Below are 10,716 nucleotides of genomic sequence, written 5' to 3'. Positions count from 1 at the left end.
AGTCGACAAGCACGCTACCCGACATGAAACCAGGAACAAAAGGGCTGCTGGCAGAGGATCCGTTGCGGTTTGCCCGCAATCTACTCATCCATATTGCCCAACAACCCCTGCCACGGGGCTTGAAACTCTCAACATAACCCTTATCTTCACGGTTGCCGGCCATTCTGCCGGTCACTTGAATAACGGACCTGACGCGACTGCCAGTGGCCCCTGCCCCATGGCCCACAGACGGCTGCGCGTCTGTCAGGTCCAGCAGACGCCTTATTGCAGGCTGTTTCTGAACTGTGGATTAGATCGCGGAGGTGATTTGATGTCAGCGCAGAACCTGACTTGCCCGGCCCCGATTCAGGTCGACCCCTACCCCACCCGGCTGCACCAGCATCCGGAACAAGCCTGGCGTGAGCGCCGGGAGCACACGGTAAAAGGCCGCCACCTGCCCGGCCCATTGACTGACCAACAGCTAAATCGTTTTGAGGAAAACGGCTTTCTGTTCGAGCCCGGCTTTCTGTCCCGTGATGAGGTAGCCACGTTGACCCGGGCCATGAGCGAGCTACTCAATCGTGATGACTACCGGGACCAGCCTTTCACGATCACCGAGCCGGACAGCCAGGAAATCCGTTCCGTGTTTGCCGTGCACTTTCTGCACCGGGCATTCCAGCGCCTGGCCCGCGACCCGCGACTGACCCAACGCGTGGAGCAGATCCTCGGCGGTGGACACTACGTGCACCAGTCCCGCATCAACTACAAGCCTGGCTTCAAGGGCAAGGGATTCAACTGGCATTCTGATTTTGAAACCTGGCATGCGGAAGATGGCATGCCGGGCATGCATGCGGTAAGCGCCTCCATCATTCTGACGGATAATCACCCCTTCAACGGACCGCTGATGCTGATCCCCGGGTCCCACAAACACTTTATTCCCTGTGTGGGCCCCACACCGGACGAGCACCACAAGCAATCCCTGAAAACCCAACAGATCGGTGTGCCGTCCGAGCACGCACTGGCCACCATGATAGACCGCTATGGCATCGACGCCCCCACCGGTCCGGCGGGCAGCCTGCTGCTGTTTGACTGCAACACCCTGCACGGCTCCAACGCCAACATGTCACCGGACCCGCGCAGCAATGTGTTCTTCGTGTTCAACCGGCGCGACAACGCCTGTGGGGAACCTTACGCGGCGAAGAAGCGCCGCCCACGGTTTCTCGGGCATGAGCCGGATCGGCTTTGGCAAGCGAATGACAGTTAAGAGTGAATAGTGAACAGCTAACAGCGAAAAAAAGGCCACCCCCAGCTTTGGGCGCGGCCTTTATCATTTCAGCCAGAGCGGCACTTTCGCGTGCGCTATTAACTATTCACTGTTAACTATTAACTGCCCTACTCCTTGTGGCGAAAAAACCGCTGAATACTGGAAAAGTCTTTCTCGGAATACCCATGGTTTCCATGAGCCGCATAGAGGCTTTTGGCCAGATTTCCCATGGGCGTGGCGGATTGCGTGCTCAGTCCCGCTTGTAGCGCCAGGCCCAGATCCTTGTTCATCAATTTCACTGCGAAGCCGCCTTCGTAGTCTTTCGATGACGGTACGTTTTCCATGACGCCGGGCCAGGGGTTGTACTTGTCCAGGGACCAGTTGTCGCCGGAGCTGGCTTTCATGATCTCGGAAAGCACCGCCGGGTCCAGACCGTGGTCGGCCCCCATCTGCAAGGCTTCGGCGGTACCGATCATGTGGATGGCCAGCAGCATGTTGTTGCAGATTTTTGCCAGTTGGCCAGCGCCGTTGTCTCCGGCACGAAACACCTGGGCGCCCATGCATTCCAGTACAGGGCGGGCCCGATCAATGGCCTCTTCCTGGCCGCCACAAATAAACGTGAGCGTACCGGCCTTGGCCCCGCCGACGCCGCCGGACACCGGCGCATCAATCATCGCCCTGCCCTGCTCTTTGGCAATGGCGGCTACGTCACGGGCGGTGTCTGCATCGATGGTGGAGCAATCGATAATCAGGGCGCTTTTATCAATATCTTGCAAGACACCGTTGTCGCCAAGATAAAGGCCGCGAACCGCGCCAGCGGACGGCAGCATGCTGACAATCACCTCCGCCCCCTGCACGGCGTCGCTGGCACTGCTGGCGGCCTTGGCGCCGTCTTTGACGACGGCCTGCAGCAGTTCCGGCACCAGATCAAAGGCCACCACCTCATGGCCGGCCTTGATAAGGTTGGCCGCCATGGGGCCACCCATATGCCCGACACCGAAGAATCCGATTTTCATGGTTGTCTCTCCCTGCCGCTTTTCCGAGCGGATATTGTTGTGCGTTTAGAGACGGGTCGGACGTCTGACGTCGGAAGTCAGACGCTAAACCCACTTACACATTTCTTTGTCGTCCGACGTCTGACCTTTCCCCAGCACAACCGGATCGCCTGCAAGCAGGCTCCTACGGCATGCACGTTCAAAGGAAAGAAAGATCCTTCAACACATTGCGCGCGATGATCACGCGCATGATTTCATTGGTGCCTTCCAGAATCTGGTGCACCCGCGCATCGCGCACGTAACGCTCCAGCGGGTACTCACTGATATAGCCATAGCCACCATGCAGTTGCAGCGCTTGGTTGCAGACGTTGAAACACAGGTCCGTGGCCAGTCGTTTCGCCATGGCGCACAGCATGCTTTTATCACTGTGATTCTGATCCAGCTTCCAGGCGGCCAGGCGCACCATCTGCTGGGCCGCCACCAGTTCCGTGGCCATGTCGGCCAGGGTGAATTGCACAGTCTGGAAATCACCAATGGCCTGACCGAACTGTTTGCGTTCCTGCACGTATTGCTGGGCCTGGCGCAGGGCGGCCTGGGCAGCACCCAGAGAGCAGCTGGCGATATTGATACGGCCACCATCCAGGCCGGCCATGGCGATGCGGAAGCCCTGCCCGTCTTCACCGATCAGGCAGTCGGCGGAAATGCGTGCGTCTTCCAGAATCACCGCCCGGGTGGGCTGGCTCTTCCAGCCCATCTTGGCTTCGTTGCGGCCATAGCTGACACCGGGGGCATCCGCCGGCACCGCAAAGCAGGAAATGCCGCCGGCACCGGGCCCGCCGGTGCGCGCCATCAATACCAGTACATCGGTATCGCCAGCCCCGGAGATAAAGGCTTTGGCGCCGTTCAGCACATAGTCATCGCCGTCTTTTTTCGCGGTGGTGCTTAACGATGCCGCATCGGAACCGGCACCCGGTTCGGTGAGGCAGTAGGACGCCAGCTTTTCCCCGCTCATCAAATCCGCCGCCCAGCGCGCCCGGATAGCATCGCTGCCAAAACGGGTGAGCATCCAGGTGGCCATGTTGTGAATAGTGATAAACGCCGTGGTCGAGGTGCAGCCCTGTGACAGTTGCTCGAAAATCAATGCAGCATCGAGACGCGACAGCCCCATGCCACCATGTTCTTCATCGCAGTAGAGGGAGCAAAAACCCAATTCACCCGCCTTGCGAATGGCGTCTTTGGGAAAGTGGCTTTTTGCATCCCACTCAGCGGCGCAGGGGGCCAGTTCTTTTTCAGAAAACTGTCTCGCCGTTTCGCGGAAAGCGATTTGTTCTTCGCTAAAAGAAAAGTCCACAGCTTGATCCTTTCAAGACCTTTTTCACATTCAAGACTCTTGCCGTAGGAGCGTCGCTTGCGGCGCGATAACCTGACGCTGGAATCGCGCCGCAAGCGACGCTCCTACGGGAAGTCCTGTTATTTCAAATTAATGCTCATGTTCGGGCCAGCGGAAACCGGAATATCCGAATCGAACCAGCGGCTGGTGACGGTCTTGGTTTCCGTATAGAAACGCACGCCCTGTTTGCCGTAGGCGTGCTGGTCACCGTAGAACGACCCTTTCCAGCCAGTGAAACTGAAGAACGGCAGCGGCACGGGAATCGGCACGTTGATACCCACCTGCCCCACTTCCACTTCGTGCTGATATTTCCGCGCCGCGGCACCGCTGGCGGTAAAGATGGAGGTGCCGTTGCCATAGGGGCTGTTGTTGACCAGTTCCAGTGCCTCATCCAGCGAATCCACGCACACGCAGCACAATACTGGACCGAAAATTTCTTCCTGATAAATCGCCATGTTGGCGGTCACATCGGTAAACAGGGTCGGCCCAACCCAGTTACCCTCCGGCAGGCCTTCCACGGTGCAATCGGAGCCATCCAGCAGGCAGGTGGCGCCCTCTTGCTTGCCCTGCTCGATCATCTTCAGCACCCGCTGTTTTGCCGCCGGGCTGATCTGCGGGCCATAGGCCGCATCCGGGTCGTTCCAGGCACCGGGGCGAATCTGCCCAAACTGGCTGGCCAGCTCATCAATCCATTCTTTGGAATCGCCCACGAACACCGCCACGCTGATGGCCATGCAGCGCTGCCCCGCTGCCCCGCAGGACGACCCCACCAGGCTGCTGACCACCTGATCCTTGTTGGCATCGGGCATGATCACCATGTGGTTCTTGGCACCGGCAAAACACTGCGCGCGCTTCATGTTATCGGTGGCCGTGCGATACACGTGCTGACCCACCGGCACCGAGCCCACAAACGAGACGGCCTTGATGTCCGGGTGCGTGAGCAGGGTATCGACCTGTTCCTTGCCGCCGTGCACCACCTGCAACAGGCCCGGCGCCGCGCCGGCTTCCTGGAACAGTTCCGCCAGCCGGTTCGGGGTCATCGGGTCCTGCTCGGAAGGCTTGAGCACAAAGGTGTTACCCGCGGCGATGGCCAGCGGGAACATCCACAGGGGAATCATGGCCGGGAAGTTGAACGGGGTAATCCCCGCGCACACGCCCAGCGGCTGGGTCCAGGAATGGGTGTCGATACTGCGCGCTACGTTCTCCACGGTTTCGCCCATCATCAACGAGGCGATGTTGGCGGCCTGCTCGGCCACTTCGATGCCGCGCCACACATCCCCTTTGGCATCCTCGAAGGTTTTGCCGGTTTCTTGGCTGAGGATTTCCGCAATCTCGTCGTGATGCTCTTTCAGCAGCGCCTGATAGCGCAGCATCAATCGGGCCCGCTCGGAGACAGGCACTTCTTTCCAGGTCTGGAACGCCGCCTTACCCGCCGCAATGGCCTGCTCCATTTCCTCGGCGGTAGCCGCCGGGGCTTCACAAAGAATTTCCTGGGTGGCCGGGTTGGTCACCGGAATCCACTGGTCGGTCTGGCTGGCGACGAATTCGCCATTGATCAGCAGGGGCAGACGACGAGTCATGACAGCTCTCCACGCAAGTATTGTCGGTATGGGTCCCTTTGTAGCACAGCGATTGAGCGATAGAGATAGCCACTTTTGATCTGGATGGACTATATTGCGGTTCATGAGCCTTTCGACGACAACCGGTCAGCACCCGGCAGAAACCTCCCGCTGGCCTCTGCCGGCGACTGGTCAGCGCACCGTGATTCCCCCGGCGGTGCTGGCCACCATGGCGGCCCATCCCCTCTGTCGCGGCTGCCTGCCCCATGGCGTCGGCTACTACCCCCATGCCGGCGGACACCGCATGTTGCGGGCGAATCCGGCGGATGACCTGTTGATTTACTGCGTTGCTGGTCAAGGCCAATTGCAGGTCAATGGCGAGATATTGCCGGTCACCGCTGGTGATCTGTTGCTGCTGCCTGAGGGCCTGCCTCACCACTATCAGGCGGATGACAGTGATCCCTGGAGCATTTACTGGGTGCATCTGGGGGGCGATGAGGTCTCGCAGTATTTTGACGAAATTGCCGGAGGTAACCCCGAGGCTAACCGGGTGACCGTGGGCGTGCATTCGCGACTGGCGGAGGAATTTCAGGCGCTATTGGCCGCTGCCACCCGGGTGCAGCCGGAACATCTGGTCTACGCCGCCAACCTGCTGCGCAGCCTGCTGGCCTTCGCGGCGCTGATGCGCCGCCAACACACTACCCGTCACGCGTCTCTGGATATCAACCGGGTCAACAGCTACCTGCAGACCGCCCTCACCCGCCGGCTCAATCTGGATGAACTGGTGGCCGCCACCAGTGCGCTGTCGCGCTACCACTTTATTCGCGAATACAAACGCCAGACCGGGCAAACTCCGATGCAGGCGTTCCAGCGCATCAAGGTCAGCCATGCCTGCTATCTGCTGGATATCAGCGACGATACCGTGGCACAGATAGCCGCCTGGCTCGGCTATGACGACCCCTATTATTTTTCGAGATTATTTAAAAAAGTGATGGGGATTTCGCCACAACGTTATCGCCGTGAGCGTGGGCACTGACCACCTAATCCGCCTGTCCGTTGGAGCCTTGCTTGCAAGGCGCAATCAGGTCAGCAGGGTATTCGCCTTGCAGGCAAAGCCCCAACAATAAATGGAAAGGGTAGGAATTTTATTTTTTAATTTATTTTTTTAAATTATGCGCGACTTGACCAGGTCATCGTCATGATGTCGGCATGGTTTTCACACTGGAAAACATAGGCGCAACCGTAATCACCGAACCAGAAGGGCAGGGTGTCGGTGGAATCCAGCTGCATGACAAAATGCATTTTTTTCTGGCAACACGGACAAGCCGGATAGTCCACATGTTGCACCCAGTGCGGCCAACCCAGCAGTTTGTCGCCGGCCCGTGGGGCAGGGCGGTGGGCATGGAGCAGGGCGAGAGTTCCGTCGGGCAGATCATCGTTGATGGCTACAGTTTCCTGCTGATCAGGAAAATCGTTATGCCGGCTCCAGCCGGTCAGGGATTGCTCGGGGAAGGCATCGGGAATGGTCACCGGCAGGGCATCGAAACCGTGGGTCTGGTCGCGGGGAATCACCCGTGTCATTGAGGCCTCGGAAAAAGGCAAATGGGCCTGGCCGAGTACTTCGCATTCCTCTTCCATGTTGGTGCAGTAAAACACCTGCAGAACACCATCCCCGAAAGGCTGCCCGGCGTCCGCCGGCAGATCGCCGGAATCCAGTTGCACGAACAGCTGCATGGGCTGATGGCAATGCCCGCAACAGGGCCAGGATTCGTCCGGCCTGAGCAGAGGCAAGCCACCAAACTTGGAGCGCGCCCCTGGCACAGCAGGCCCAACCCGGGGCCGCCAGGCGGACCGGGACAGGGGAGCAAGCTTGAGTTTGATTTCTTCGGGCAGCATGAAACGTCCTCGTTCGGTCGTTTCAGCTTGCCCAGTCTCTGGTGTCAGGGCAATGAATGTCCTTCACAAATCTGCCGCCAGGGCGGTTTTGCTGACTGAGCGGAATGCAAAAAAAAGCAGTTAATAGTGAATAATTAACAGTGAACAGTTCGCGAACAACCGCTTGCTTATCTTTAACGCCCCTGCCCGCGCGCAAAGCTGAGGGCGCGGGCCAGGCCTTTAAACCGGCACCTACACCAAATCGCGCCGCTATTAACTATTCACTGTTAACTGTTCACTACCTTCAAACTGCTCCATCTGCCAGCGCCCGAACGCCTGCTGCGCCTGTTCCAGTTGTTCGATCAGGCGTTGGCGTTTGCCGGGTTCGAATTTGCGGTTGGCCAGGGATTGCAGGGTCTTGTGCAGGCGTTGGCGGTCCTTGCGGTCCATGTGCTCCAGCCAGTGTTCACCGGCATCGTTGACCGCCAGCACGTCGCGGCCGGCGTGGTTGCGCTGGCTGACTTCATAGCTGTGTACCAGGGCACGGCCCAGTACCACATAGGCGAACTGGGGATCTTTCAGCGGGCCGTAGACCGCTTCGCGGAAGCCGCCGCTGAGGGGGCCCAGTTTCAGGCGGGTGAGTTTGTCGCCGTAGTAGTAGCTGCCGGCAGCACCGAGCAGGCCGCCGATCAGCGCGCCGGTGCCCAGGGAATGCCCCAGGGTCACCGCATCCAGCCCGGCACCGCCCACCGCGCCGGCACCGAAACCGGCGGCGGCCAGCTGGGCCTTGCTGATACCCCACAGCTGGCGGGTGCGTTCGCTGAACAGGTCGCCATCGTCCGGGGTGAGCAGGTCGCTTTCCTGCCGTTGCAGGCGACGATGCTGGTAGAGATCTTCCACCCCTCGACGCAGGCGCTGCTCCCGCTCGCGCTGCCAGTTCTGCCAGCGTTGGCGCAGCTTGGGCAACAGCGGCTTGGCGGGCTCGTGTTCGCCCAGCCGCGCGCTTTCCTGATGGCCGAGCATATCAATCAGGGCATCCGCAATGTGCTCGAGAGCCTGGCTGTCGCGACCGAATTTGAGCGCCTGCAGGTATTCCAGCGCTGCATCCAGGGGTTCGCGCCAGTCCGGGGCCAGTTGCCCGAAGCTGCGCAGCAGGTCCAGGTGCTTTTCGAAGGGGGCGTGGACCGCGTCGAAGCGGCGCACGATCTGGAAGTACTGGCCCAGGGCCGCTTCCCAGTCGGCACTGTGATCATCGCTGCCGATCTGGTTGATCAGCGCCAGGCTGGGCCGGCCGGTCCAGCGCAGGATGTTCATTTCCGCTTCGTGTTCGCGGTTGTAGGGCACCGAGCCATCCACCACGTAAATGATGCCGGCCCCTTCCACGATGGGACGCAGCAGCTCGCATTCGTCGTGATAGCGCGGATCATCCGCATGCTGGGTAACGAAGGCCGCCACGGTTTCCTGGCGGTCGGAGGCGGACAGGCTGTGACCCTGCAACCAGGCCAGCACCTTGCGCGGGCGCTGGAAGCCGGGGGTGTCGATCAGCTCGTAGAGGGTGACGTCGTCCACTTTCATGGGGTAACGGTGGCTGTCACGGGTGGTACCGGGCTCCATGGCAATGGCAATGGAGTCGTTCTGGGCCAGGGTGGCCACCACGCTGGACTTGCCCTTGTTGGGGTGGCCGACCACGGCAAAGCGGGGCGGTTGTTGGGCCGTTTCGTTCATGGCTGTTCCTGTTCCCGGGGGGCGCACAGCAGCAGCTGGCTGTCGCCCTGACGGTCCACAAAGCGCTGCCACTGGGCCAGCAGGCCGGCATCGGTGAGTGCGGCACCCTGTTCGTCCGCCAGCGGCACCAGCGCCAGCAAAGTGGCGGCGGGCCAGTGATCGCGGGCATCGACAATGAAATCGCTGAGTTCACCGGTGGGCGGCTCCCAGCCCCGGGTGATCAGTAGCACCGGTTGATTGCGGGCGCCGGTCTGCGCCAGCACCTGGGCATCCTCGTCCAGGGAATTGTTACCTCCGGCACGGCGCTGAAGCGGCGCCGGGTCGCGACTGAGTCGAGGCAACAGAGAAGTGGCCTGCATGGCAGCACCGGCCCAATGGATCAGGGTGGCGCTGTCCGGCAGGGGCGACAGCACAGTTTTCGCCGCCGCCGGGGCCGGCTGGCTTTCTTCCTGGCCCCGGGTTTCCACCCAGGGGGTTTCGAAGCGATAGAACAGCCCCTGCCAGCCCGGGTGAGCGCGCAGGGCGCGGCCCGCCTGCCAGCGCACCTGCAGGGCCGCCAGCATCAGCAGCAGCAACCGGGGCAGCAGCACATAGACCAGCCACAGCATCAGCACAAAGGGCCACCAGGTGCCCAGCAAGGCCGGATTGTCTGCCGGGGCATCCGTAAGCCGGTAGAACTGGGAGGCGTTCACCAGCTCCGCCGAGGGCACCGCTGCTGGCCACAGGGTCTGCCAGGGCTGGGCCAGGGCAGCCACCATCTGGTGATAGCCATCGGCGGAGGTCTGCAGGGTGGTGCTCCAGCCGAAGGCCAGATCCTGCACTACCACCAGGGCCAGCAAGGTAAGCAGGCCGCTGATGGCAAACAACAGGCCGCCGGTGTGGGCGATGCGGGCACACAGAGCCGGGCGCAGGGTCGCCAGCGCGTCGTCGCCCTGGCGCGGCCCCAGCAGACTGCCCCAGGGCTGCCAGCCCAGCCAGGCTTGCAGGCTGGTGAACAGGGCCAGCAGCAGTTGCAGGGCCACCAGGCCGATCAGCAGGGTCAGGTTGATCTGCCGGCTGCCGTCATACCAGAGCAGGCCGAGCATGAAGCCAGCGCCCAGCAGCGCGCCCAGGCCGGCAAACACCCAGCGGGCCTGACGCCAGTGACGCAGGCGCGGGTCGGCGCCGGCGTCACGGCGCTGGCCGTTCAGGGCATGCAGGGCCGCCAGCCAGGCGGGCACGGTGAGCGGCTGTTTCCGGTCTTCCTGCTGCTGGGCAAAGCGGCGGTCGCGGCGGTGCAGAAAGGCATGGCTCTGTTGCACATCGCGACGGTACTGGTCGTCAAAATCCAGCAGCAGGGTCAGGGCCTTGGGCAAGGGGCGACCTCGAGGTTATTTGTCGTCCGGGGCAGCGCCCGGTTTCGGAAGCTGTTTGGGCGAGGTGTATTTCACCCCATCGGTGGCACAGGCACCGCAGGCATTACCGTATTCACCGAGAATGCCACCTTGCTCGTCATAACCAAACGCGGGGCGGTAATCCATGGTACAGGCTTGAGGCGGATCATCCGGGCAAGTAGTGGTGCCTTCCGGCAACCCGGCGGGGTAATCAGTGTCGTACTGGGTGGCGCAGGCGGTAACCAGCAAGGCAAAAGCGGGCACAACCAGGGCAACAGCTTTCATTGACGATCTCCTGAAATTTTCCGTCACCGGCAAGTGACGGCACACCTTGTGAACCCCAAGGATAGATAAAGTTCGCGTCCGGCGCATGTACGGAGTGAAGAGTATCGGGGTACGAGAAGCGAGTTGCGAAAATCTGGCCGTGGACTCGCGGGCGTAACGACTTCAGGGTGGCAGTCAGCGATTCCGCGTCGCTCCTCGTCACTCGTACCTCGCAACTGTTTTATACTGCCCTCCCGTTTTCTCTGCTTTTAACGAGGTTTCCATGTCATCC

The 10,716-nt window shown here is 61.0% G+C and carries 9 protein-coding genes; 2 read left to right on the top strand and 7 right to left on the bottom strand.

The window, feature by feature from the left end; translation table 11 throughout:
* The first annotated feature begins 310 nt into the window (after positions 1 to 310).
* Complete coding sequence (gene thpD, locus ACFE0K_RS09200) at positions 311 to 1,243, top strand: ectoine hydroxylase (RefSeq protein ID WP_434535782.1); 933 nt, start codon at positions 311 to 313, stop codon at positions 1,241 to 1,243.
* A gap of 128 nt (positions 1,244 to 1,371) precedes the next feature.
* Here the strand turns inward: thpD and mmsB are convergent, their stop codons facing one another.
* The 3 genes from mmsB to ACFE0K_RS09185 all read right to left on the bottom strand — a co-directional run bounded on the left by mmsB (position 1,372) and on the right by ACFE0K_RS09185 (position 5,208).
* Positions 1,372 to 2,259, bottom strand: a complete 888-nt coding sequence (gene mmsB, locus ACFE0K_RS09195; protein ID WP_434535781.1) for a 3-hydroxyisobutyrate dehydrogenase — start codon at positions 2,257 to 2,259, stop codon at positions 1,372 to 1,374.
* A gap of 178 nt (positions 2,260 to 2,437) precedes the next feature.
* The gene (locus ACFE0K_RS09190) at positions 2,438 to 3,589 is read right to left on the bottom strand and encodes an acyl-CoA dehydrogenase family protein (protein WP_434535780.1); all 1,152 of its coding nucleotides are present in this window, start codon (positions 3,587 to 3,589) and stop codon (positions 2,438 to 2,440) included.
* Positions 3,590 to 3,708: 119 nt separating this feature from the next.
* Entirely contained in the window at positions 3,709 to 5,208 is a 1,500-nt protein-coding gene (locus ACFE0K_RS09185; protein WP_434535779.1) for a CoA-acylating methylmalonate-semialdehyde dehydrogenase, read from the bottom strand.
* A 103-nt stretch (positions 5,209 to 5,311) separates the two neighbouring features.
* On the opposite strand from ACFE0K_RS09185, the gene ACFE0K_RS09180 reads away from it, so the two are divergent.
* On the top strand, positions 5,312 to 6,223 hold the full coding sequence (locus tag ACFE0K_RS09180; protein WP_434535778.1) for a helix-turn-helix domain-containing protein: 912 nt from the start codon (positions 5,312 to 5,314) through the stop codon (positions 6,221 to 6,223).
* 134 nt (positions 6,224 to 6,357) lie between these two features.
* On the opposite strand, the gene ACFE0K_RS09175 is transcribed toward ACFE0K_RS09180, so the two are convergent.
* The 4 genes from ACFE0K_RS09175 to ACFE0K_RS09160 form a co-directional block, all read right to left on the bottom strand.
* Positions 6,358 to 7,083, bottom strand: coding sequence for a DUF1963 domain-containing protein (locus ACFE0K_RS09175; protein ID WP_434535777.1), 726 nt, complete (start codon positions 7,081 to 7,083; stop codon positions 6,358 to 6,360).
* A gap of 252 nt (positions 7,084 to 7,335) precedes the next feature.
* A complete protein-coding gene (locus ACFE0K_RS09170; RefSeq protein WP_434535776.1) occupies positions 7,336 to 8,787 on the bottom strand; it encodes a GTPase/DUF3482 domain-containing protein in 1,452 nt (483 codons plus the stop codon).
* Complete coding sequence (locus ACFE0K_RS09165; protein WP_434535775.1) at positions 8,784 to 10,142, bottom strand: DUF2868 domain-containing protein; 1,359 nt, start codon at positions 10,140 to 10,142, stop codon at positions 8,784 to 8,786. Before ACFE0K_RS09165 ends, ACFE0K_RS09170 begins: the two co-directional genes overlap by 4 nt.
* Positions 10,143 to 10,157: 15 nt before the next feature.
* Positions 10,158 to 10,445, bottom strand: a complete 288-nt coding sequence (locus ACFE0K_RS09160) for a hypothetical protein (RefSeq protein ID WP_434535774.1) — start codon at positions 10,443 to 10,445, stop codon at positions 10,158 to 10,160.
* Positions 10,446 to 10,716: the final 271 nt, after the last annotated feature.

It is taken from the genome of Alcanivorax sp. (assembly GCF_051117345.1).
GTDB lineage: Bacteria > Pseudomonadota > Gammaproteobacteria > Pseudomonadales > Alcanivoracaceae > Alcanivorax.
This window is presented reverse-complemented; position numbering and strand designations above follow the sequence as displayed.

What these genes read in the sequence shown, in the direction of transcription:
- thpD (WP_434535782.1), top strand. Translation starts at nt 311, where the DNA reads ATGTCAGCGCAGAACCTGACTTGCCCGGCCCCGATTCAGGTCGACCCC.
- mmsB (WP_434535781.1), bottom strand. Translation starts at nt 2,259, where the DNA reads ATGAAAATCGGATTCTTCGGTGTCGGGCATATGGGTGGCCCCATGGCG.
- ACFE0K_RS09185 (WP_434535779.1), bottom strand. Translation starts at nt 5,208, where the DNA reads ATGACTCGTCGTCTGCCCCTGCTGATCAATGGCGAATTCGTCGCCAGC.
- ACFE0K_RS09180 (WP_434535778.1), top strand. Translation starts at nt 5,312, where the DNA reads ATGAGCCTTTCGACGACAACCGGTCAGCACCCGGCAGAAACCTCCCGC.
- ACFE0K_RS09175 (WP_434535777.1), bottom strand. Translation starts at nt 7,083, where the DNA reads ATGCTGCCCGAAGAAATCAAACTCAAGCTTGCTCCCCTGTCCCGGTCC.
- ACFE0K_RS09170 (WP_434535776.1), bottom strand. Translation starts at nt 8,787, where the DNA reads ATGAACGAAACGGCCCAACAACCGCCCCGCTTTGCCGTGGTCGGCCAC.
- ACFE0K_RS09160 (WP_434535774.1), bottom strand. Translation starts at nt 10,445, where the DNA reads ATGAAAGCTGTTGCCCTGGTTGTGCCCGCTTTTGCCTTGCTGGTTACC.